Below are 23,797 nucleotides of genomic sequence, written 5' to 3' on the forward strand. Positions count from 1 at the left end.
ACCTCCACCTGCCCATGCTCCACCGTGAGAACTCACCGACGGTCGGTCTTTCCCGCAGGAATATCGCGCCGTAATACGGCTGCGTATCGCTGATCGGGTCGTACCCGGCTCGGGTGGCCGACTTTCCGCCACCGCCACGACCTCCAAGGCCGAACCGTTCCTGACGGTTCGGTGAAGGGCGTCCGGACACGGCTCCGGCGGGCGAAGGAGCGCTGACAATCGTGCACATCATCAAGGTGGCGTTCGAGTGCGCGGCATTTGACGTGTCGCTGATGCGCGGGGGCGTGGCGACCCTGGTGTGGCACCTGGCCCGGGAATACGTCGAGCAGGGCCACCGGGTGTCCATCGTCACCCCCGCACACGGCAGCCTCGACTACCTGCGCGCACACTACGAGCTGGAGGAGCTGCCGTACGCGGACACGCACGTCATGCCGTTGCTGCTGGACCCGCGCATCTGGCCGGACCACCCCACCGAGGTCGCGCTGCCCCTGACGACCCGCGCCTTCCGGCTACGGCGCGACGGGGTGGACGTCTACTTCCTCTCCGACGAGCACCTGGACCTGCTGCCGGAGCAGCTCTACCCCGCGAACGAGCTCGAAGGCAGGGATCTCGCCTACTTCAAGCCACTCGTGTTCCAGGTCGACGCGATCCGGTTCATCCAGTCCGTCTTCGCCGACGAACCCGCCGTCATCCAGGGTTACGAGCCGTACTTCCACTACCTCCTGCCGCCCGTGCTCGGCGGAAAGCCCGGCCGGACGATGGTCAGCACGATCGCGATGAACGCACCCATCAACGACAAGGTCTACCGGCCGAACCTGGAACGACTGCTGCGAATGTTCGCCACGGATGTCGACCTCGACCGTCTCGCCGATCCGCCGCTCGACGACGCGCTCTCGACCGCCATGGGAAACCACCTTCGCCGATCTCACCGCCGGCAGGAATTCGGCCCCGACTACACCTGCTACTTCTCCCTGATCGCGCTGCACACCGACGTCATCGACTTCCTCTCCACCGGGCAGCAGCACTACTACTCGACCTTCCGGGATGCGCCGTCCGAGCGCAGCTTCCAGCAACTGACGGTCTCGCGCATCATCAAGGAGACGGCCCACAAGCAGCTCGTCGGCGGGTGCGCCCTGCCCAACTGGTGGCTGGAGCGCGACCCGACGCTCGTCGACCGGCGGCGGACGCTCACCGGGCTCGGTCTCGATCCCGCGCGCCCCACCTTCTACCACGCCGCGCGCCTGGACCCCAACCACAAGGGCCAGGTCGAGCTCATGGAGGCGGTCGATGCCGTGCTGCGGACCGACCGGGACGTCAACTTCATCATCCGGTGTGCGGTGAACAGCGGTGGCGACGGCAAGCCCTCGGGTGGCCCGGCGCGTTTCCAGGAGATTCACGACCGGTACCCGGAGAACATCGCCCTGGAATGGCAGATGGTCGACGAGGAGGTCCTCTTCGACCAGGTCGCCGCGTCCGACTTCTGCGTATTCCCCTCGAAGTTCGAACTCGACGCCTTCCTCATCACGATGGGCGAGGCGATGGCGTGCGGAGCGGTGCCCCTCGCCACCGCGCAGGAGACGTTGAGTCACTACCACCACGCGCTCGACCGGTCCCATCCGGCGGCTACCGGATTCGCCGTGGCCCGCTCGTTCCGCGCCAACGACGATCACCTGACCCGCGAGCTGGCGGCGGGTATCCGGGCGGCGCTGGACGTGTTCCGGCACGACCGGCCCACCTACACCCGGCTGTCCACGAACGCACGGGAACTCGCCCGGACCTTCAGGTGGAAGGAGTGCGCGGCACAGCGCCTCACCCGGTTCGCGCAGGCGGCCCAGGGCGTCGAAGCCCGCCACCCCGACGAACTCGCCATCGAGTACGGCTGGTTCGACCGGCTGGGCGACGACGCGTGGCAGACGCACCGCGACCGGATCGCCGGGGAGGCGATGGCCCGGGGCGACATCGACGTCTACCGACGGTGCGCGCCGGTCGACGCGTCGACAGTCAACCGCCTCTTCGACGCCGCGTACCGGCGTGCCGACTTCGACAGGTGCGCCCGGCTGGCGGAACTCGTCGGTGAGGAGCGGCAGCGGCTCGTCCGGGAGCGCTGCGTGGTCGAGCGGACCGGTCGGGGCCGGAGGGTCACCTACCATCTCCCCCACGCCGACCGCGTCGACCTCGTCCTGCCCTACCAGGTCGCGCCGGAGGCCGGCAGCGGCAGACGGTACACGTGGCCGCTCACGCCGCAGGGTGGCCGCTTCGTCGGTGACCTGCCGGACGGGCTCGACGTCGACGAGCTGGTGCTGCTGCTGACTCTCGCCACGGGCCGGGTCGCGTGGGACGTGGTACCGGTCGAGATCGCCGACCGCCGGCGGGAGGTCGGATGAGGATCCTGATGCTGTCGTGGGAGTACCCACCCCTCCTGGTCGGCGGTCTCGGCCGGCACGTGCACGCGCTGTCCGTCGCGCTCGCCGAAGCCGGCCATGAGGTCACCGTGCTGACCCGCGGTGACGGCGCGACACGCACCGAGGAACGCCACGAGAAGGTGCGGATCGTCCGCTCCGGACCCGACCCGGCACTTCCGGCGCTCGACAAGGAGAATCTCGTCCCGTGGGTGCTGGGGCTCAACCACGCGCTCACCCGGTCGGGGCTGGGGCTGACGGGGCCGTTCGACGTCGTGCACGCGCACGACTGGCTGGTCGCGCACGCCGCGGCCAGTCTCACCCGGCACACCCGCGCGCCGCTGGTGGTCACCCTGCACGCGACCGAGGCGGGGCGGCACCACGGACTACTGGCCAACGACCTCAACCGGACGATCCACCGGATCGAGAGCTGGACGCTCGGCATGGCACACCGGGTGATCGTCTGCTCCGCGCACATGCGGGGCGAGGCCGGGCACCTGTTCGACGTGCCGCGGAGCAACGTCGAGGTGGTGCCGAACGGGGTCGACCGGGAGAGCTGGCGACCGGACGCGACGGCGGTCGAAACCGCCCGGCGACGGTACGGCCGGGGCGGGCCGCTGCTGACGTACGCGGGCCGGCTGGCCCGTGAGAAGGGAGTTCCGGATCTCCTCCTGGCGACCGCCGAGCTTCGGCATCGACACCCGGGTCTCCGGCTGGTGGTGGCCGGCGACGGCGCCCGGCGGGCGGAACTCGCCGACGAGGCGGCACGGCTGGGGCTTGGCGATACGGTGGAGTTCGCCGGGTTCCTGCCGCATCCGGAACTCGCGGCGCTCATGGGCGCCGCCACCGCCCTGGTCGTACCGAGCATCTACGAGCCGTTCGGCATGGTGGCGCTCGAAGCTGCCGCGGCAGGCGTGCCTCGGGTCGTCGCAGCGACCGGTGGGCTGCTGGAATACGTGACAGACGGGAAAACGGCCCTCACCTATCCGCCCTCGGACGTCCGGGCGCTGACCGATGCGATCGATCGGCTGCTCGCGCGACCGGCGCTCGCCCGCCGGCTGTCCGAGGCCGCCTCCGCCACGCTCGGCTCCGACTTCTCCTGGTTAGCCGTCGCCCGTCGTACCGCGGAGGTGTACCAGCGGGTCGTCAGGGACGTCTCGGCAGGTTGACGACCGGCCCGGTCCCCGCCGGAGTGCAGGACCCGGGCATCCCCTCACCCGCTCATCGACTCGGCCAGCATCTCGGCGAGCGCGAGCACGGGCAACTGGGTGTTGGACGCCGGCGGCGTGGGCAGGATGGAGGCGTCGACGATCCGCAGGTTCGTCACCCCGCGTACTCGCGCCTCCCCGTCCACCACCGCGTCGAGATCGTCCGAGCCGCCCATCGCGCAGGTTCCCACCGGATGCCAGTACGTGCCCAGCCGGGACCGCAGCTCGTCGTCGGGCCGGGCACTGAACCGCTGTCCGGGCAGCGGGGCCGCCAACTCCCGCAGCGGTGACGACGCCGCCAGCTCCTCGGCCCTGACCAACCCGGCCCGCAGGACGGCGAGATCCCGTCCCGGCGGGTCCGACAGGAACGCCGGCTCGATCTCCAGTGGCGCTTCGGGGCCGGCCGAGCGCAGTCGGACCCGTCCTCGCGAGGCGGGCTTCATCAAGAACGCCGAGATGCCGGCCTCGTACTGCCCGGGCGGCAGCGAGCCGTACAGCGGTGGTCCCGCGGTCGGCAGGATGTGCAGGTCCCAGGCGCCCTCCTGACACCAGGGGCTGGCCACGCGCAGCAGCATCCGGCTGACGTAGAGATCGCCGGCGGCCTCCTTCCCGGCCAGGGAGGCGTTCAGCGCGGCCGTCGGCGCCAGCGGTATGAAGACGCCCGGCTGGTCGATCAGGTTCCCCCCGACCCCGGGCAGGTCGATCTCCGGGTCGACCCCGACCGACTTCAGGTGCTCGGCCGGTCCGATGCCGCTGCGCAGGAGAACCGCGGGCGAACCGAACGCGCCGCACGCCAGCACGTACGTGTCGGCGACGAGCGTCCGCCGGGCCCCGGCGTGCAGGACGTCGACACCGTGGACCCGCCCCGCACGAACGGACAGCCGGTCCACCAGGACGTTGTCCAGAATCGTCAGGTTGGGCCGGGACCGCCGATCGGTCAGGTAGGCGAAGGCGGCGTTCCAGCGCAGTCCGTCGATCGCGTTCAGCAGCGGCGTCCCGTATCCCGGCGCACCCGGCGCGCTCATGTCGACCTCGGGATGACCGAGTTCCCGTGCCGCGGCCATGGCACCCCGGCTCCACGCCGACTGCTCCTGGTCCGGCACGGCGCGCAGCCGCATCCGGTCCGCCGCCCGGCGGCGGAACGGCGCCATCGCAGCCGCCGACCACCGCGGGCCGCCCGCACCGACCCACTCGGCGTGGTCGGCCTCCGAGCCCCACGTGTTCCAGCAGCCGTTCACACAGGACGAACCACCGAGAACCCGGGCGCGGACGCGGTGCGCGGGGGCATGCCGTTCCCACACCTCGTCACGGGGCAGCGCCCTGGCGTTGCGGATCCGCTCCGGCCACTCCTGCGGCTCGGGCCCGTGGTCGGGTCCCGCCTCCACGAGGCACACCCGGCGGTCCGGGTCCTCGCTGAGCCGGTCCGCCAGCACGCAACCCGCCACTCCTCCGCCCAGGATGACGACGTCGTATCCGCCCCCCGTGCCCTCGTCGGGGGCGAGGCCGTTGATCTCCGTACTCATTGTTGTTCCTCCTTCGGTGGTGCCGAAGCCTGCACCTGGTAGATCGCGGCCACCGCGCGGCGGGGGTCGAGGGCGATGCTCAGCGGCGGGGTCCAGCGCACCGACATGCCGCTCACCTCGTCGAGCAGGAGGACGCCGGTCGTCGGGACACCGAGGTCGTCCGGAGTCAGGGTCAGCGTGCCCCTGCGCGGTTCGGACGGATCGAGGGTCACCACGCACAGAACCGTGTCCCCGGTCGCCGGGTCCGACTTCGAGTAGGCGATCAGACGGTCGTCGTCGATGTCGTGGAAACGCAACGTCCGTAGCTGCTGCAACGCGGGGTGGGCCCGGCGGATCCGGTTGAGCCGGCCGATCCACTCCTCCAGCGACCAGCCCGCGACCCGGGCGGCGGCGAAGTCCCGCGCCACCAGGGTGTACTTCTCCGCGTCGCGCCAGCGGTGGTCGTCGGGGGTGGCCGGCTCGTTCTCGCAGATCTCGTACCCGCTGTACACCCCCCAACTGGGCGACAGGGTCGCTGCCAGCGCGGCCCGGATGGCGAACATGGCCGGCCCCTGGTGATGCAGGACGCGGGGCAGGACATCGTGATTCGTCGGGAACAGGTTGGGACGCATGAAGTCGGAGTGACGGACGAGTTCCGCACCGAAGCTGGTGAGTTCCGCCTTGGTGTCGCGCCACATGAAGTACGTGTAGGTCTGACTGAAGCCCAGCTTGGACAGCCCCTGTTGAATCGCGGGCCGGGTGAACGCCTCGGCGAGGAAGAGCAGGTCCGGGTGGTCGCCCTTCAGGTCCCAGATGAGCCGGTGCCAGAATTCGGGCGGCTTGTGGTGCGGGCTGTCGACCCGGAAGATCCGGACTCCGCACCCGATCCAGTGCGCCACCAGCCGGCGGATCTCGGCGTACAGACCCTCCGGATCCTGGTCGAAGCTCAGCGGCACGATGTCGCTCCACACCGCCTGAGGGCTCGTCGCGCACGCGACAGTGCCGTCGGAACGGACGGTGAACCACTCGGGGTGCGCCGCGACCCACGGGTGGTCGGGGGCGCAGTGCAGCGCGAGATCCATCGCGACCTCCAGGCCCGACTCGCCAGCGGCCCGGACATAGGCGCGAAAGTCGTCGAGGTTGCCCAGCCGGGGTTCCACCGCGTCGTGGCCACCGTCGGCCGAGCCGATCGCCCAGGGACAGCCCGGGTCGTCCGGGCCGGCGACCGGGTGGCCGTACCGACCCAGCCGCCGTACCCGCCCGACCGGATGGATCGGCGTCAGGTAGACCACGTCGAAGCCCATGGCCGCGATCCGGGGCAGGTCGGCGGCGGCGGTGGCGAACGTGCCGTGGACCGGCCGGCCGGCCGCGTCCGTCCCGCCGGTGGAGCGGGGAAAGAGTTCGTACCAGGCCCCGTGGGCGGCGCGGGGCCGGTCGGCGTACACCGGCAGCGGATCGCCGGTGACGAGGTGCTGCCGCAGCAGCTCCGCGCCGGGCAGGGCCGTGACGTCGACGGCGCGCGCCGTCTCCACCTGCCGACCCGGGTCGAGCATCGGGTCCCGTAACGCGCGCACGGCGGACCGGGCGAGTCGGCCCGGCCCGGTGGCGGCGTCCCCCGCCGCGCGTTCCAGCAGGCGGGCACCCGTCCGGAGTTCGTCGACCAGGTCGGCTGCCCGGCATCCGGCTGCCACCTTGGCTGTCAGCGCCGCCAGCCACAGCTTCCACGGGTCCGCCCAGGCGAGCACCCGCAGCGTCCAGTGCCCCGGCGCGTCGGCCACGACCGTGGACAGCCAGACATCGGGCCGCTGACGGTCCTCGGTCATCGGGACGAGACGGGCCGCGCCCTCCGGGCCGGTCCAGCGCACCGCCACCGAGAGGGGCACCTGGTCCTCCCCCCAGACCGTCGCCCGTACCGGCAGGTGCTCGCCTACAACGGTCTTGCCGGGGTACCGGCCGCCGCCCACCAGTGGGGTGACGTCCTCGACGACGATCCGGCGCGGTGGGCCGCACCCGGCCGGCCTCATGGGACGTCCACCGCTGCGGCGTCCGGAGCGACCAGGACCCGCACGCCGTGACCGGGAACGTCGACGGGCACCCCGGCCACGCCGACGTCCACCCGGTGACCGGGGTCGAGCGCGTCGACGAGAGCCGGCTGCGCGGCGAGCAACGGCCCGGCCGGCACCGTGTGCCGGCGGGGCCGGTCATCGGTGTTCAGCACGACCAGGACCTCGTCGGTGTCGGTGTACCGGCTGAAGACGTAGAGGCCCGGACCGTCGGGGTCGGCGAAGCGGTGGGCCTGCCGCCCCCGCCGCAGGGCCGGGTGGTCGCGACGCACGTCCACCAGCCGTCGGGTCCACCGGAAACACGTGCTGGTGGTGTCGAAGCGGTCCCCCGCCGAGCTGGGCGAGACGAAGGCGCCGTCGCCGAACATGTCCTCCCGGTTGTGCGGTGACGCCCGGTCCGCCGAGCACTCGCGCTCCAGCCGACCGGTGGGCTGCCGGAAGCCCTGCTCCGTGCCGTAGTAGAGCATCGGCATACCGGTCGAGAAGAGCAGGAACGCCTGCGCGACATGCAGCCGCCCCTCGGGCTCGCCGTCACGCAGGAAGCGGAACACGTCGTGGTTGTCGATGAAACGCACGGTGCGGTCGTGAGCCCGCTCACCCAGGGCGCTGCGGGCCAGGTCGAAGCTGCGGCGCAGGTCGGTCGTGGGCGCCCGGCCGTGCAGCGCCCAGCTCTGCCGCCGGTACTCGGGATAGTTGTACACCGTGTCCACACCGGAGCGCAGGCACTCGGCGAGGGACGCGTCCTCGCTGCTGGAGTGCTCGCCGAGGATGAGGAAGTTGTGCTTGCCGAGGCGGTCGGCGTACCGCTTGAGCCGGGCACTGAACACGGCGACGAATGCGGGGTCCATGTGCCGGATGGCGTCCACCCGGATCCCGTCGATGTCGGTGACCCGCACCCACCACCGCGCCACCGTGGTCAACAGCTCGGCGGTTTCCGGGTCCTCGCTGGCCAGGCGTCGGTACCCGGGCGGAAAGTCGCCACGGACGGCCTGCTCGGGATGCTTCCAGTCCCGGATGTTCCCCCGGCGCGTGAACCGTTCGGCCGCGGCGAACTCCCGCGGCCCGACCGTCCTGGTCCACCGCACGGTCGGCGCCGGGTCCGGCTTGAAGTCGTCGCCGTCGGGATAGTCGAAGACCCGCGCCGTGTGGTTGAGCACGAGGTCGAGGAGGACACGCATCCCCCGGCGGTGTGCCTGGTCGACCAGTTCGACGAGATCGTCGAGGGTGCCCAGGTGCGGATCCACGCGGGTGAGGTGCAGCGGAGCGTAACCGTGGTACGCCGCCGGCTCGGTCAGCGCGACGGGCGACAACTGGAGCACCGTCACCCCGAGGTCACGCAGGTAGTCCAAGCGCGCGGTGACGCCGGGAAGGTTGCCGCCGTGGCGGGTGTCGCCGCCGGCCGGGTCACCGGCGACGAGCCGGAACCGGGCGTGCGCGAAACGGTCCAGCAGGATGGAGTACCCGACCTCGTCGCGCCAGTCGACGGGGGACGGGTGGTACCCGCGCCCCGGGTCGGGATCCAGGCGGAGCCGCGCGACGGTGTCGTCGGGCAGCGCGGTCGGGTCGGGCGTCATGGCGTCCCGCCCGCGATCGGGTCGCCGGTCGCGGGAGCGAAGGCCGGGTCACCGCCCACCGGGCACCACCCCGGTCCCCTGAGGTGCCGGGACCGCCTGGACGAAGCCGTCCTCACAGACGACGACCGAGTCCAGTCGGGCGCCCGGCGCCACCCGGGCGCCCGGCAGCAGCACCGACCGGGTGACGTGCGCCCCGGCGCCCACCCGCACCCCGGGGAAGGCGACGCTCTCCTCGATCAGCCCACCGTTGACGAGGTCGGCCGGGACGACACTGCGGCATACCCCGGCCCGGTCCAGGACCAGCGAGCGGGCCACCGGACCCGCGATGGTGCGGGGCATGGACGTCAGGTCGGGACGGTCCGTCCGCCCCGGGTCGACCATCGCGAGGTGGGCCCCGTGGTAGCGCTCGACGGTGCCGATGTCCGCCCAGTACCCGTCGACCGGATACCCCTGGATGTCCTCCCCCGCCGCGAGCATCGCGGGGATCACGTCGCGGCTGATGTCGTACTGCCAGTCGGTGCCGTCGAGCTGTTCGAGGTACCGGTGCAGCACGGCGGCGTCGAAGAGGCAGAACGCGGCGAACACCAGATCGCTGGTGACCACGCTCGGTTTCTCCACGAACCGCGTGAGCCTGCCCTCGGGGTCGAACTCCACCATCCCGAACAGGTGCACGTAGCGCGGGTCGATCCGCTGGTAGGCCAGGGTGAGCGCCGCGCCGCTGGCCCGGTGCCGGGCGATCATCGGTCGGTAGTCGAAGCGGTAGACATGGTCGGCGTGCTGGACGAGAACGTCCCGGACATCCGGCCCGAAGATGTACTCGGCCTTCCGGATCAGGGCATCCGCCGTACCCCGCTCGGGCGGCTCGTCGGAGGCCGGGAGCGGACCGGGGATCCCCTCCTGGTACCAGGCGTCCCACCGGCCGAAATGGACCCGGAAGTCCGGGCGCCACCAGGTGCGGCGCAGGTCGTCCATGAGCTGGCGCTCCTCGTACTGCGACAGCAGGACCACCACGGGCAGGCCGGAGGCGGCGGCGTTGGCGAGGCTGAAGTCGATCAGCCGGCAGGACCCGCCGAACGGGATCAACGGTTTCAGTCGCCCCCTTCCGAGGCGTCCCATCCGGCGTCCCTCCCCGCCGGCGAGCAGCACCGCTCGCACGCCGTCACTCATCGCCCACCACGTCCCAGACCGCGCGTCCCGAGGGCAGGGTGAGGAGCACGTGGAGCGGCCGGCCGGCGCCTTCCGGCACCGGGACCTCGAAACCGTCGGCGGCGCGGGTCATCGGCAGGACGGTCGCCGGCGCGCGGCTGTCGACGGGGTCGCCGGGCAGGACCAGTTCCGCGCGGACCACGTGCGGCAGGTGATGCCGCAGACGCCCGTCGGTGAGTTCGTACCGGTTTCTCAATCGGTTCTCCAGCTCCGGAAAGCCCTGCGCGGCCCGAGCGCAGGCAGTGGTGTCGGCACGCGCCCAGGCCGCCTCGAAGAGCTGGCGCGCCGCGTCGGCGTCGATCGGCTGACAGCGCCGGAACGCCTCGACGTCGCCACGCCCGAGCGCGGCCGACGCGATCGCCTCCCGATGGTCGGACCAGGCCGCCGGGGGAAGGCTCTCGAACCAGCCGTGCGCCAGCATCCGTTCGACCGACAGCTCGGGTGGCGTCCCGTCCCAGAGCCCGGCGAAGGTGGCCGCGTGGTTGTCGGCGCACCGCTGCCAGGTGAAGGAGCGGGCCCGCACCACCGCGTTGGCCGAGAGCTGGGCGTAACGCTCCGGATCATCGCGCAGCAGCCGGACGGCGGCGTGGATGCGGTCGGTCAGGGCGGCGACGAGCAGCTCGTCGTCCTCGGCGAACGAACGGTTGACGGCGAAGCCGGTGGCGCCGGCCGGGAGCGGATCGGCCAGGGGATCGGGAACGTGACCGAAGTGCGCGGTGCCCTCCTGGGCGGTCGCGATCGGCACCGCGCCGCACGCCATCGCCTCGCCCATCGCGATCAGGAACGTGTCCATCTCGAACTTGGACGGGAAGAGGCAGAAGTCGGCGCACGACGCGTACGCCTGGATGGTGTCGTGGTCGACCCGGCGCCACTCCAGGTAGACGCGGCCGGGGTGCCGGGCGACGACGTCGTGGAACAGCGGGTCGTCGATCCCCGCGTCACTGACGCAGCGGATGATGAAGTTCGCCGCGGTTCCCTCGCCCAACGCGCGGTCGACCGCTCTGACCAGCTCCACCTGGCCCTTGTGGTGGACGGCGTAGCGGGCGTTGTGGAAGAAGGTCGGCAGGCGCGGGTCGAGGCCGAGTCCGGCCAGCACCGCCGCCCGGTCGACAGGTGGCATGTCACCCGTCCACGCCTCGCCGATCGCGCAGCCGCCGACGACCTGCTTCGCGGCGTGCCTGCGCACGGTTCGCGCCACCGGCAGCGCGGCGAACACCTGCTCGAACGGGGTGTCGGCGAAGTCGCTGTAGAAGCGCCGGTGGCCCGGGGAGAGGAAGTCGATGCGGTCGGCGTGCTCGACGATCAGGTCGTAGATGCGGACGTGGTCGTCCGGATACGCGTAGTGCAGGTGGGTGCGCTGCTGGTACTGGATCATGGGCAGCAGCGCCGGCTCGGGTGCGGGATCGGGTGGCGGAAGTGCTGTCGGGACGTCGAGGAAGTCCAGCAGGCGGCGTACCAGCGGTCGGTACTCCGACTTGTTGATGGGCATGTTGCTCTGCACCGTGCTGACCACCCGCTTGTCCGGGTCCGCGCGGAATGCCGCCGGCATCAGGTAGTGGTAGTAGGGCTCATGGGCGTGCACGACGGCCCGTTCCCCGCTCAGGTGCCGACGGATGAACCGGATGCTGTCGACCTGGTACGCCAACGGCTTGAAGAAGACCAGGTCCTTCCCCTTGCTGTGGTACGGCGGATAGAAGCGGTCCGGCAGGCTGTCCAGCATCTCGTTGGAGAGGAAGTACAGGTCGACGCCGTCCAGGGCGAGGTGATGGGCGGTGGTGGTCAACGGCACGGTGGTCTCGGCCGGAAAACCGTCCCGCCAGGTCCGCGCGTCGAGCACCAGCGGAAGTTCGTAGCTGTCGCGGTACGGAAGCTCCCGCAGTTCGCCGACGTCCCGCAGGTCGGCCAACCGGCCGTGGGCGGGCGTGACGATGGAGACGCGATGGCCCGCCTGGACGAGAGCGCGGGACAGGTTCCACAGATAGACCGACGTTCCACCCTGGACGAACCGGTGGTCGAAGCCACCGCACTCGAAGTAGGTCTCGATGACGTGCATGTCAGAGTCTCCTTCCTCAACTACCCGTCATCTCGTAGCGGTTGACGCCGATCCGGAACACCCCGTACGCGACGGCGGCGGCCACCGCCGTGACCGGTAGGAGCCAGATCAGGCCGTCGACCGCGCCGAACAGCAGATACCGGGCGGGTATGTAGGCGGTGAAGGCGAAGGGCAGCACCCAGGTGAGCACGGCCTGGAGCGCGGGATGGTAGAGGCCCAGCGGGTACGAGCCGAACTCGCCGAGCTGGTGGACCGCGCTCAGCACCGGCAGGCTGGAGACGCTCCAGAACGAGCACGAGGCGATGAGCGTCTTGATCGAGGCATGGATCACCGCGCCGCAGACGACCATCGGGACGAACAGCAGCCACTGCGCCACGTCCAGGTGCAGATCGAGCGCCCCGGCCGAGGCAAGGGTGATCGCGAGGCCCAGGGCAAGCTCGCCGATGCCCTCCGGGTACATGAATCGCTCCGACAGGAGCAGGTACAGCGGGTTCACCGGCCGGATCAGGTAGCGGTGGAACTCGCCCGAGCGGACGAGCTGCCAGGCGAGGATCCACAACTGGTCGGTGAAGAGCCGGTCGAGCGCGCGGGACAGCAGGGAGAACCCGAGCAGGAACAGTGCCTGGTGGTAGCCCCAACCGGCGAGGTCGTCCACGTACCGGTAGACCAGACCGATCAGGGCGATCTGACCACCGACCCGGATCACGAAGCTCGCCACCCCGACCGCGAAGTCCATCCGGTACGCGGTGAGCCGGTGCATGCTGACGCCGCACAGCAGGACGGTGAGCCGGAGGTACCGGCGGACCACGGCGATCATCCGCCGATCACCTCGATCCGACGTCGCGCGCCGCGCCAGGCCAGGACGCTCAGGCCGAGCAGCACGAGCACCCAGATCGCCTGTACGCCGAGGATCGCCGCGGCACCGGCCGCGTCGCGGTAGGTGCCCAGCAGCAGACGCAACGGCCCGTCGATGAGCCCCTGGAACGGCAGGAGCCGGACCACCTGGGCGATGCCCGCGGGCAGCAGCCCCAGGGGTACCACCTGTCCGGCGAGGAACGCCACCACCCCGTTCTTGATCATCCGGATGCCCCAGCTGTTGGTGGTCACGAACGTCGCCAGCCCGACGAGAAAATTGACCTCGAAGGCGAGGAGCACGGAGAGCGTGGCCGCGACGGTGAACAGCAGCAGGTTCGGCACGGTGGGCCGGTCCAGTGGCGTCAGAACGGCGAACAGGGACAGCACCGGTCCGCCGGCCAGCGCGGCGGCGATGATCGCCGCGGGCAGGTTGGCCACGAGGCAGGTGAGGGCGTAGTTCGCCGGCCGGAGCAGCGCCACGGCGATCGTGCCCCGGTAGACCTCGCCGGCCACCATCTCGTCGACCCGGTTGGCGTGCAACAGCGCGAGGACCTGAGCCAGCACGAGGTAGGTGGTGAGGCTGTTCAGCGGGATGTCGGGCGGGCGGGACGCCTCCGCGTAGACCGCCCGCCACAGGAAGACGTGCAGTGCGGTGGCGGTCGCCGCCGTCACCGCCTGGAGCAGGAGCGTGGCCCGGTACTGCAGCACCGCGTGCACCCCGGCCTGGGCGAGGGGCAGGTACTTCCGGGTGGCTCGTCTCACCCGACGCCCCCCACGGCCGCCGGCTGCTCGCGCGCCTCGACGTAGATCCGGCGGAGCAGGGTCTCCAGGTCCGCGTCGGGCACCAGCACGTCGGTCAGTTCGAACGCGTCGAGCAGGAAGGCGATGACCTGCCGTGCGGACAGGTGCCGGACGGGGTACTCGACCCTGATCCGGCTGCCCTCGGCGGGCACGGCGGTCACCTCCGGCAGCCCGGCGTGGATGCGACGGACGGCCTCCGCCTCCGACACGGTGCCGGCGGCGTACTCGAAGATCACCGCCCGGGTGTCCACGGATCGCAGCAGTTCCCGCATCGTGCCCTGGTGGAGGATGACGCCGCGGTCCACCACGAGGGCCTGGTCGCAGATGCCGGTGATGTCGCCGATGTCGTGGCTGGTGAGCATGATGGTCGTGCCGAGTTCGGCGTTCACGTGGTTGATGAGGTCACGCACCGCCTGCTTGAGGACGAGGTCGAGGCCGATGGTCGGCTCGTCCAGGAAGACCACGGCCGGGTCGTGCAGGAGACAGGCGGCGATCTCGGCGCGCATGCGCTGACCGAGGCTGAGCTGACGCACCGGTGTCGTGCCCAGCGCGTCGAGGTCCAGCATCCGGCGGAACAGCGCCATGTTCCGGTCGTAGACCGGCGCCGGCACCTCGTAGAGGTGGCGCAGGATGCGGAACGAGTCCAGCACGGGGAGGTCCCACCAGAGTTGACTGCGCTGGCCGAAGACGACGCCGATCCGCTTCGTGGTCCTGATCCGTTCGCGGTGCGGGTCGAGGCCGAGGACCCGCGCCCGCCCGGCGGTCGGCCGCATGATCCCGGTCAGGAGCTTGATGGTGGTGGACTTTCCGGCGCCGTTGGCACCGATGTACGCGACCTTGACCCCCTGCGCGACCTCGAACGACACGCCGTCGACGGCGTGCACGAGGTCGTACTCGCGGGTCAGCAGGGTCCGCAGGCTCCCCCGCAGGCCGGGTTCGCGCCGGTAACGCTTGAAGTGCTTGGTGAGGTCGTCGGCGACGATCACGACCCGACCTCCGTCGCCTCCGTGATGGCCTGGTCGAGCAGGTCCAGGCCCCGGTCGAGCTCGCTCGGCCGGAGGGTGAACGGCGGCGCGAGCCGCAGGATGTGCCCACCGAGCGCGGTCCGCAGACCGAGGTCGAGAGCCCGCCGGTAGACGTTGCCGGCAAGCTGCGGATCCGCGACGCGGGAGGTCCGGTCGCGGACGAACTCCAGTCCCCAGAGCAGCCCGAGCCCGCGGACGTCACCGAGGACGGGGTGCCGCTCGTGCAGCACGGCAAGCCGGTCGGCCATGACGTCGCCGAGCACGCGGACCTGGTCGACGAGGCGATCCCGGCGCAGCACGGTGAGCGTGGCCAGCGCCGCCGATATGCCCAGCGGGTTGCTGGCGAAGGTGGAGGCGGTCGAGCCGGCCCGTTCGGTCTCCGGCTGCCGCAGCACCTCGTGACGGCCGGCGAGCACCGCGAACGGGAAGCCGGACGCCATTCCCTTGGCCATCGTCACCAGGTCCGGTTCGATGCCCAGGCCCTCACTGGCGAGGAACGTGCCGGTCCGCCCACCGCCGGTCAGCACCTCGTCGGCCACGAGCAGCACCCCGTTGGCCCGGCACGCGTCACCGATACGCTCCCAGTACCCGGGCGGCGGGACGATCACTCCGGCAGCGCCGAGCACCGGCTCGAAGACCAGCGCCGAGATGTTGGGCTTGTCGGCGATGTGCCGCCGGACGAGGTCCGCGCAGCGGACCCCGCAGCTCGGGTACTCCAGGTCCAGCGGGCACCGGTAGCAGTAGGGCGAGTAACCGAGCACGCTGTTGCCGGCGAGCGACTGGTTGCCGATGTCCCAGTGCACCAACATCCGGGCGCCCTGCGTCTTGCCGTGGAAGCCGTGCCGGAGGGCGCCGACACGGTTGCGCCCGGCCGGCGCCACGGCCGCGACCACCCGCAACGCGGCCTCCACCACCTCCGCGCCGGTGGAGAAGAACGCGTAGGTGTCGAGTTCCGCCGGTAGCAGGGCGGCGAGCAGTTCACACAGCTCCGCGCGGTCAGCGGTGGCGAAGTCGTGCACGTTCCAGAGCCGTTGGGCCTGGGCCGTGAGGGCGGCCACCACCTCCGGATGGCAGTGCCCGAGGGACTGGGTCAGCGTGCCGGCCGCGAAGTCCAGATAGTCGTTGCCGTCGGCGTCGGTCAGCACCGTTCCGGCGCCGTCGGTGAAGACCCGTCCGCCGAGCGCGGACTCCTCGGACGCTCCGGGCGCCAGGTGGACGGCCTCACGGGCCAGCAGATCCCGCTGCCGCGGCCCGGTCACGACGTCCCGCCGGCAACCGGCGCGATCTCGTACACCAGCAGGTGGACGTCCGCCGGCGAGTCGTTGAGCAGACCGTGCACGGTGTGCGGCGGGTTCACCACCACGTCCCCGGCACGGACCCGGAACTCCTCGCCACCACGGTGCATGGTCGCCTCCCCGCGCAGCAGCACGTAGGTTTCCTGGTCGTCGCCGTGCCGGTGCAGGCCGATCGAGCTGCCTGGCGGCACGACGACCAGATCGATGAAGGCGACACCCGCGACGGCCGTGCTCCGGTCGTACGCCCGGTGCGCCCGCAACTCACCGACCCCGCCGTGGTCGGCGACCACCGTCCGCATCAACTGGTCCAGGTTCGGCAGGCTCATCAGATCACCACTCCTGTCATCGGCCGGTTCCCCGCGTCGGCGGCGAGCGCGTCCAGCGCGGCCGTCAGCAGGCTCTCCGGAAGGGCCTTCAGGTCGTCCACGAAGACCGCCGACCCGACGCTGTCGGGGACGACGAGGTGCACGTGCCGGCCGCGGCGCTCCCAGGCGGAGTGCAATGCCGCCAGCATGAGGTCGGGCGTGCACGTCTCGGGATCGAAGACCGGCAGGCCGAGCACCCGCAGCAGGTCGACGACGCGCCGGCAGGACGCCGGATCGAGGATGCCGAGCAGCCGGGCCACGTGGCTGGAGATCGCCATGTCGATGGCGACCGACTCGCCGTGGGCGACCCGGTGGCCACTGGCGACCTCGATGACGGGGCCGAAGGTGTGGCCGAAGTCCACGAGCCGGGCCAGGCTGCGCTCCCGCAGGTTGCCGCACAGCTCGACGAGCATCAGCTCCATCGCGGTGCGCAGTACCCGGTCCTCGAGGTGCGGGTCCGGCGTGACGTCGCGGAACACGGTCGGGTGCGCGGCCAGCAGGTCGAAGAGCGCGCGGTCCTTGATGACGGCCATCTTGACGATCTCACCGAGGCCGCAGCGCACGTCCCGGTCGGGCAGGGTCCGCAGGAAGCCCGGGTCGTTGAGCGAGCCGAGCGCCGGGTGGTAGGTGCCGAGCATGTTCTTCGCGCCGTACGCGTTGACACCGGTCTTGATGCCGACGCCGACGTCCACCTGCCCGACCAGGGTGGTGTTGACCTTCACGTAGTCGACGCCGCGGGCGTACATCGAGGCGGCGAACCCGACGAGGTCGGCGGTGATGCCGCCACCCACCGCGAGCATCACGCCCTGCCGGTCCAGCCGCATCGCCTTCGCCGTCGCGCAGATCTCCTCGACCGTCGCCAGCGTCTTGTGTTTCTCCCCGGCCGGGATGCGGTGCACGCTCCAACTGTCCGGTGGCAGGCGGGCGTCGAGATAGGCCCGAAGGCGCCTACCGTAGAGCCGGTCGACGTTGGGGCCGACGAAGGCCAGCACCCGCCGGTCGCCGAAGTAGCCGGCCAGTTTCTGGTTCGCCGGTGAGAGGACGTCGCTGTCGATGTCCACCCGGTACGAGGTGCCGTCTGCGCCTCGTACGTCGAAGCCGCCGGAGTCGGCGTTGACCTCGGCCCGCGCCGCCGGATCAAGCGTGATCACAGTAGTCCCCCGTTTCTGCGTGTGATGGTCGTCGAGGCCTCAGCGCTCTCGTCCCGGCGTCATGGGACGTCCTCCGACGGCAGGTGCCACACCTGGAACGTCGGCCCGTCGGTGGGCAGGGACCCGTCGGCGCCCACGTCCGGCGCGCCGCCGTAGAGGTTGACCGCGTGCGCCGCGGCCGGTACGACGACGGGTCCGGTCGCGGGCGCCCGGGCGGCCAGCACCAGGAGGCGTTGGTCCTTGTTCTCCCGGCAGAACACGACCATGTCGTCGGTGACGTGGAGCGTGCGCAGCCCGCCGTCGCCGAGGGCCGCACTGCGGCGGCGCAGCGCGACGAGCGCCCGGTAGGTGGCGAAGATCTGCTGGTCCCACCGGTCGGCCCGGTGCCAGGGCATCGGGCGACGGGCGTCCTCGGCGTACGCGCCGTCGAGGCCGATCTCGTCTCCGGCGAAGATCATCGGCGTGCCGGGCAGGGTGACCATCAGACCGACCCCCACCTCGATCAACCGTCGGTCCCCGCCGACGAGCGTCCGGAATCGGGGGGTGTCGTGCGAGTCCAGCAACGACCAGGACGTCACGCGGCTCGGCCAGGACATCCGGGCGGCGAACGCGGTCATCGTGGCGAGCATGGCGCCGGCGGACAGCCGTGGAATGCCGGTGGGCACGCCGAGGAACGCCGAGGGCCGGGTCGCCAGCCAGGTCCAGACCGGTCGGGTGAAACCGGCGTAGTTCATCGTCCCGTGCCAGCCGCCCTGGTCGACGTCGCGCGTGGCGTCGTGGGCGTTCTCCCCGATCAGCAGGGCGTCGGGGCGCTCGGCGAGCATGGCGGCACGGATCTGCCGCATGACCTCGTGGGTCGTGTCGTCGCGCATGCACCGGCCGGTGGAGTTGGCGACGTCCAGCCGCCACCCGTCCAGCCCGGCGCGGATCCAGCGCCGTACGACCGATTCCGGGCCGTCCGTCATCCGGCGACGCAACTCCGGCGAGGTCCAGTTGAGCTTCGGCATCCGTTTGACGTGGACCCAGGTCTCGTAGCCGTGCGGGGCGTCGTCGGTGAAGTAGTACAGGTCGGGGTGCCGACCGTCGCGTGCCTCGCGGAACCAGGGGTGCTGGTCGCCGGTGTGGTTGGTGGTCAGGTCGCCGAGGAGCCGCCAGCCCCGTCGGTGGACGGCCTCCGCCAGCCTGGTCAGCGCCGCCTCGCCGCCCAGCAGCGGATCGATCTCGTCGAAGCTGGCCGCGCAGTACCGGTGGTTGGACGGGGAGGTGAAGATCGGGGTCAGGCAGATGCTGTCGGCCCCGAGCGCGGCGATGTGGTCCAGCCGCTCGCTGATCCCGTCCAGATCGCCGCCGAAGACCTCGCGGGGCCGGTCCGGCCCCGCGCCGGTGACCGGGTCGTCCCAGTCACGCGGCAGCGCCCAGTCCGGCAGGGACCGTCCGGCGGCGGCGGACGAGCGCGCGAACCGGTCCGGGAAGATCAGGTAGACGACGGCGTCCCGCGCCCAGTCCGGCGCCGGGTCGTCGCAGACCATCCGGAAGTCGGTGTCGTCGGGCACGTCGTGCGCCACCACGCCGGCGGCGGTGAGCCAGCGGTAGCCGGCCGGACCGGCGAGCAGGAACCGGTAACGGATCACCGGGTTGCGCAGCAGGAGTGGCACCTCGAACCAGCGGTCGTCGCCCGACACCGGGACGGGCTCGGCGGGTGTGAAGCGGGGTTCGGCGTCGAACGTCGTCCGCGCCCACACCGCGTCGACGCCGGCATCGGCAGCGACCCGGACGTAGACCCGGACGGTGGCACCCAGGCGGGGCGATCGCTCCGGCACGTAGATCTCTGATCCGTCGTGGTGCACACCCGGGTACCGGCGCAACTCGCTAACCCCCATGTCTTCGGTGGTGGCCGTGCCGCATGGACCGGTCACCACCGCGGTTCGGTCGATCTCGGGCTCACTGCGTCCGGGCGGGTCCCTGCCAATCAGACCGGGGCAGCCGAGGCGGTGCGCACCGGCGGCGTCGCGCCAGGGCGGGGACTCGGTTTCACGAGGCGAGCCGTGCGCTCAGCCTCCTGGACAATTCGTCGAGCGCGGCGGCTGGTTGCGCGCTGTCGGCACTTGCCGGGTGGACCCTGGCCGGCCGCTGATCGTCGGCATCGGACCGGTTCCCGGCCAGGCCGTGGTCAGGCAGCCTCCGGACGAGGCGGGTCGCATGTTTCCGAGTACACAGCAGCCGCTCCGCCAGCCTGGTGATGGTGGCACCCTCCGCTCCCGGCCCGTCGAGCAGCCGGAGCAGGTCGGAATGACTCGGAGTAAGGCCCAGGGCTCTGAGCGCACGACGATCGCCGTCGTCCAGAGGGGCAACCATTTTCCGCATGCCGCGGTGGACGGACTCCGTCAATTCCCCCCGTTCCACGCTCCCCCTTACACAGCGATCGCAATTGCTTTGTTGTTGACCAAGCAACAGGAGGACATTGATACTAGAAACTCCGTCTGGGGCTGTCAACGGGAGGATCCGGCGGACCGGCGACTCCGTCGCGCCCTTGCCGCCCCCGTCTCCCCTTGCGCCCGGCGAAACATGACGAGTACCCTCATTGATCAACCGGTGGCAATGCATGCCGTGCTACGCGACGAAGACGGGGGTTGATGTCGTGGGCGGTAGCGCCTACGCGCGAAAGCATTTGACAAACGCCGATTTCGCGCCAGGCGACATCGACGGCATTGTCCGCCACAGCGGCCGTGCCGTCGAATCAGTGCCCCCGTGACCTTTTCCGGGAACTGTCACCGTGCCGGCGTAGATGGTGCAGCGCCGTCTCCAGGTCCGGCTCCAACGGCTCGCGCCCGGCACTGCGCAGAACCAGCCGGCCCGGACGCAGCCGGGAGTTCGGCGAGTCGGCATTTCGCACCGGCACCACCTCGGTCGGGAGGTCGAGGGCATCGCGTACCCGCGACATCAGCTCGAACCGGGAGAGCACCTCCCGGCCGCCGAGGTGAACGACGCCGGAGTCGGTCCACGACGCCTCCAGCGCCGTGGCGACACTCGGCAGGTACACCGGCGCGCAGAGGATGTCGGTGGGCGCCGGTGTCCGGGCGCCACGGAACCGGGCGAGGAAGCGGTCGGCGACCGGGCTCCGGCCGTACACGAGGGGAATCCGGACCACCAGGTGCGGTCCGCCGTCCAGCAGGCGCTCCGCCGCGACCTTGGTGCGTCCGTAGGCGTTCACCGGTGCGGTCGGGTCGGTCTCGACGTACGCCTCCCGGGAGCCGTCGAACACCTGGTCACTCGACAGGTAGACGATGCGCGTGGGTCGATCCTGGACCGCCGCCAGGAGGATCCGGACCGACTCCACGTTGAGCCGCCACGCCCGCTCCGGGTGCGCCTCCGCCTGTTCCAGCCCCACCAGGCCGGCGGCGTGCACGACCAGGTCGAAACCGTCCCGGGCCAGCCGGGTCAACGCCCGCACGTCGGTCAGGTCGGCGCGGACAAGACCCTCGACGTCGCGCGCACCGCGGGTGCCGACGACGTCGTGCCGGTCGGCCCACGACCTCCAGAGCGCACCGCCGACGTATCCCGACGCCCCCAGCAGCAGGACCCGCATCAGTTCCTCCACCTCCTCCGAGGAGCCACCACGCCCGTCACCGCGCCGGGTGGGGCCATCGCGCGGCGAGCGGTGTGCCGGCCCCGCCCTCGGGCGGGGCCGGCGTGTGAGAGGTCAGGCGCGGAACGGCCCGGTGATTGCGAAGGTGGTGCCCGGGTTGTAGCAGTTGACGTACAGGGTCCGCCCGTCGGCGGAGAAACACACACCGGCGAACTCGCCGTACGCGGGCGCCGAATCCGTGCCGATGTTCTGCCGGTTGCGCGCGAACAGGTAGGGCTCGCCCGCCATCGTCGCGCCCATCAGGTAGTTCTCGCCGCCGCCGTCCTGACAGAGCATGAGGCCGCCGAACGGCGTGACGCAGATGTTGTCCGGCGTCTCGAACAACTGGTCCTCGCTGCCCTCACCCCGGAAGACCACCATCAGGGTGAGACGCCGGCGGCGTGGGTCGTAACGCCAGACCTGACCGTGGTGGCCCGCGGCGGAGCCGTTCTCCCGGATGGCGTACGAGGAGACGAAGTAGGCCCCGCCGTCCCTGCCCCACCACGCGCCCTCCAGCTTCTGCGCGTGGGTGACCCCCGCGGGGCCGTAGTCCTGGAAGCGGACCGGAGTGCTGGCCGCCCGAGGATCCGGCACGTCGATCCAGGTGATGTCGTCGAAGGCGGCGCCGGGGTCCTGGACCACCGACAGATCCGGTACGCCCGGCACGCGCATCACCTGGAGAGTCCCGCCGGCACGAAGACTGCCGTGTCCGCCCAGTGGACGGTGCGGCAGGAAGCGGTAGAAGCACCCGAACTTCTCCCCCGCGGCGTCCTCGGTCTCGTAGACCACGCCCGTGGTGGGATCGACGCAGACCGCCTCGTGCGCGAATCGTCCCATCGCGGTCAGCGGGGTGGGTCGGTCGTTGTGCACGTTGTGGAAGGGGTCGACCTCGAAGATCCAGCCGTGGTCGGTCTCGTATCCCTGTTCCCCGCGGCGGCCCTCGGTCTCCTCACAGGACAGCCAGGTCTGCCACGGGGTCGCGCCACCGGCGCAGTTCACGGCCGTCCCACCCAGGCTGACGTGCTCGTCGACGCTGCCGTTGGGCCGCAGGGCGATGGTGGTGGTCCCGCCGATCGCCGCCGGGTCGAAGGTCAGTGCCGCCGGCGCCCGCACCGGCGACTCCGCGTCCTGGCGGTTCTCGTGGTTGCGCACCAGCCGGCTCTCCCCGCGCCGTCCCTGGAACGCGTACATGCCGTCGAAGTTGCCCGGCACGGTCCCGCCCCGCATCGGGTCGCCCTGTCGGGAGAGGATCCGGTAGCGGAACCCGCGGGGCAGATCGAGCAGCCCCGCGGGGTCGGGCAGAAGGTCGCCGTACCCTCGGCCGTGGTGGGCCAGGGCGGGCGCGCCGCTGAAGAGCGCGCCGATGGTGCCGGACAGCGCTACTCCCAGTGCTCCCGCGCCGCTGGTGGCCAGGAAGCGTCGTCGATCGAGGCTCAAGACTTTCTCCTTGCTGGACGGAGATGGACGGTTCCGCGGGCTGACCTACGCGACCCGCTCGGGCTGCCCGGGTACGGCCGGCCGCCAACCCACGAGGTCGGCGTAGGCCTGGTACAGCAACTGGTGATGGCGGGAGCGGCTGCCCCGGCTCCACGGTTTGAAGCGGCCACCGAAGTGCCAGATCCGGGGGATCGGGCCGGAGAAGGAGTCCAGCAGGGGCGGCCAGACGATGAAGTTCCACTCCCGCCCCAGCGTCACGAAGTCCCCGCGCAGCACCGCGTTCAGGGTCTGCTGGTCGGGCAGGTCGAGGTGCGAGTGGCGGCCGGCGTACGCCAACGCGTGCCGGGTGAGGTCGGTCGCGAGCCACCTGTCCACGTCGATCAGCAGCAGGCCGGAGTTGAGGTACGGGGTGTCGGGCGACAGCCCCCGCTCCGCCCAGTCGAGGACCCCCTCGGCGTCGGAGACCGTGGGGATGCCCCAGTCGGGCACGCCGGCGACCGCCCGCCCGGCCAGGTCGAGACGGAGCAACGGCGTGATGTCGGCGACGACGAGGAGGTCGGCGTCGAGATAGAGCAGACGCTCGTAGCGGTCGGCCAGCAGCACGGGCAGGTGGAGGTAACCGAAGATCACCGTGCTGAACTGACGGGAGTGACCCTCGCTGGAGACGGGGAGATCGGCGAGGCGCGTGACGTCGAAGTGCTCGACCGTCAGCGGGTGAGGCGCCGCGGCGGCCCGCAGCCGGTCGGCATTCTCCGCCGAAATTCCCAGATCGAGTACGACGACATCGACCGCCGTGCCGGTCGCCAGATTTTCCACCAGGGACCGCACCGTCACCACCGCCGGCAACGCGTAATTGTCGTCCACCGCGAGTACCACCGCGATCGGCCGCCGGTCTGGACTCATGCGGCGAACTCCTCTCCTCGGACCTGATCAATAGGCGCGCTGCGGCACCGCCGCTGACGTGGGCCGCTGGCCGGGGACACGCCAGCCGGTAAGTCGTCGGAATGGTGGATCCGACGCGATGCCCGGTACCGCGATCTGGAAAGTCGTGGCCACCGGGCGAGAATCGCGAAACTCGACCAGAAGCGTCTGGTGGGGCGGGAACGATTCCGGAGAGACGACAGTCCCATAGCCGCATTGCCATCGCAACCCGCAACCGGCGCGGTCGGCCGTGAGCGGCGGGCGTCCCCGCCCGCCGAGTGGTTCTAGTTTCACCGCGACCGGGGTCGGGGCCCGGA

17 protein-coding genes are annotated in these 23,797 nt (G+C 71.2%); 2 read left to right on the forward strand and 15 right to left on the reverse strand.

The window, feature by feature from the left end:
• Positions 1 to 221: 221 nt before the first annotated feature.
• Together VKK44_RS15980 and VKK44_RS15985 are read left to right on the forward strand one after the other, a co-directional pair.
• On the forward strand, positions 222 to 2,384 hold the full coding sequence (locus VKK44_RS15980) for a glycogen/starch synthase (protein ID WP_343441889.1): 2,163 nt from the start codon (positions 222 to 224) through the stop codon (positions 2,382 to 2,384).
• On the forward strand, positions 2,381 to 3,568 hold the full coding sequence (locus tag VKK44_RS15985; protein ID WP_343441890.1) for a glycosyltransferase family 4 protein: 1,188 nt from the start codon (positions 2,381 to 2,383) through the stop codon (positions 3,566 to 3,568). The genes VKK44_RS15980 and VKK44_RS15985 overlap by 4 nt, the downstream gene beginning before the upstream one ends.
• Before the next feature lie 44 nt (positions 3,569 to 3,612).
• On the opposite strand, the gene VKK44_RS15990 is transcribed toward VKK44_RS15985, so the two are convergent.
• The 15 genes from VKK44_RS15990 to VKK44_RS16060 form a co-directional block, all read right to left on the reverse strand.
• Positions 3,613 to 5,130 carry a GMC family oxidoreductase gene (locus VKK44_RS15990; RefSeq protein WP_343441891.1) on the reverse strand — a complete coding sequence of 506 codons (1,518 nt, stop codon included), beginning with the start codon at positions 5,128 to 5,130 and terminating at the stop codon, positions 3,613 to 3,615.
• The gene (locus VKK44_RS15995) at positions 5,127 to 7,133 is read right to left on the reverse strand and encodes a maltotransferase domain-containing protein (RefSeq protein WP_343441892.1); all 2,007 of its coding nucleotides are present in this window, start codon (positions 7,131 to 7,133) and stop codon (positions 5,127 to 5,129) included. Before VKK44_RS15995 ends, VKK44_RS15990 begins: the two co-directional genes overlap by 4 nt.
• The gene (locus VKK44_RS16000; protein ID WP_343441893.1) at positions 7,130 to 8,746 is read right to left on the reverse strand and encodes an alpha-amylase family glycosyl hydrolase; all 1,617 of its coding nucleotides are present in this window, start codon (positions 8,744 to 8,746) and stop codon (positions 7,130 to 7,132) included. The genes VKK44_RS15995 and VKK44_RS16000 overlap by 4 nt, the downstream gene beginning before the upstream one ends.
• A 48-nt stretch (positions 8,747 to 8,794) precedes the next feature.
• Entirely contained in the window at positions 8,795 to 9,913 is a 1,119-nt protein-coding gene (locus VKK44_RS16005) for a sugar phosphate nucleotidyltransferase (protein ID WP_343441894.1), read from the reverse strand.
• A complete protein-coding gene (locus VKK44_RS16010) occupies positions 9,906 to 12,005 on the reverse strand; it encodes a glycosyltransferase (RefSeq protein WP_343441895.1) in 2,100 nt (699 codons plus the stop codon). Before VKK44_RS16010 ends, VKK44_RS16005 begins: the two co-directional genes overlap by 8 nt.
• Positions 12,006 to 12,021: 16 nt before the next feature.
• Positions 12,022 to 12,822: an ABC transporter permease gene (locus VKK44_RS16015; protein WP_343441896.1), complete on the reverse strand. Its 801-nt coding sequence runs from the start codon at positions 12,820 to 12,822 to the stop codon at positions 12,022 to 12,024.
• Entirely contained in the window at positions 12,819 to 13,622 is an 804-nt protein-coding gene (locus VKK44_RS16020; protein WP_343441897.1) for an ABC transporter permease, read from the reverse strand. The genes VKK44_RS16015 and VKK44_RS16020 overlap by 4 nt, the downstream gene beginning before the upstream one ends.
• The gene (locus tag VKK44_RS16025; RefSeq protein ID WP_343441898.1) at positions 13,619 to 14,647 is read right to left on the reverse strand and encodes an ABC transporter ATP-binding protein; all 1,029 of its coding nucleotides are present in this window, start codon (positions 14,645 to 14,647) and stop codon (positions 13,619 to 13,621) included. The genes VKK44_RS16020 and VKK44_RS16025 overlap by 4 nt, the downstream gene beginning before the upstream one ends.
• Positions 14,644 to 15,945: an aspartate aminotransferase family protein gene (locus VKK44_RS16030; RefSeq protein ID WP_343441899.1), complete on the reverse strand. Its 1,302-nt coding sequence runs from the start codon at positions 15,943 to 15,945 to the stop codon at positions 14,644 to 14,646. The genes VKK44_RS16025 and VKK44_RS16030 overlap by 4 nt, the downstream gene beginning before the upstream one ends.
• The gene (locus VKK44_RS16035) at positions 15,942 to 16,307 is read right to left on the reverse strand and encodes a cupin domain-containing protein (protein WP_343441900.1); all 366 of its coding nucleotides are present in this window, start codon (positions 16,305 to 16,307) and stop codon (positions 15,942 to 15,944) included. The genes VKK44_RS16030 and VKK44_RS16035 overlap by 4 nt, the downstream gene beginning before the upstream one ends.
• Positions 16,307 to 17,497, reverse strand: a complete 1,191-nt coding sequence (locus tag VKK44_RS16040; RefSeq protein WP_343441901.1) for a sedoheptulose 7-phosphate cyclase — start codon at positions 17,495 to 17,497, stop codon at positions 16,307 to 16,309. Before VKK44_RS16040 ends, VKK44_RS16035 begins: the two co-directional genes overlap by 1 nt.
• Before the next feature lie 59 nt (positions 17,498 to 17,556).
• Entirely contained in the window at positions 17,557 to 19,377 is a 1,821-nt protein-coding gene (locus VKK44_RS16045; protein ID WP_343441902.1) for a glycoside hydrolase family 13 protein, read from the reverse strand.
• An 857-nt stretch (positions 19,378 to 20,234) separates the two neighbouring features.
• Entirely contained in the window at positions 20,235 to 21,083 is an 849-nt protein-coding gene (locus VKK44_RS16050; protein ID WP_343441903.1) for an SDR family oxidoreductase, read from the reverse strand.
• A gap of 114 nt (positions 21,084 to 21,197) precedes the next feature.
• Positions 21,198 to 22,559: an alkaline phosphatase PhoX gene (locus VKK44_RS16055; protein ID WP_343441904.1), complete on the reverse strand. Its 1,362-nt coding sequence runs from the start codon at positions 22,557 to 22,559 to the stop codon at positions 21,198 to 21,200.
• A 45-nt stretch (positions 22,560 to 22,604) separates the two neighbouring features.
• Positions 22,605 to 23,462, reverse strand: coding sequence for a glycosyltransferase family 8 protein (locus VKK44_RS16060; protein WP_343441905.1), 858 nt, complete (start codon positions 23,460 to 23,462; stop codon positions 22,605 to 22,607).
• Between the last annotated feature and the right edge of the window lie 335 nt (positions 23,463 to 23,797).

Source organism: Micromonospora sp. DSM 45708, assembly GCF_039566955.1.
In the GTDB taxonomy this organism is placed as follows: domain Bacteria; phylum Actinomycetota; class Actinomycetes; order Mycobacteriales; family Micromonosporaceae; genus Micromonospora.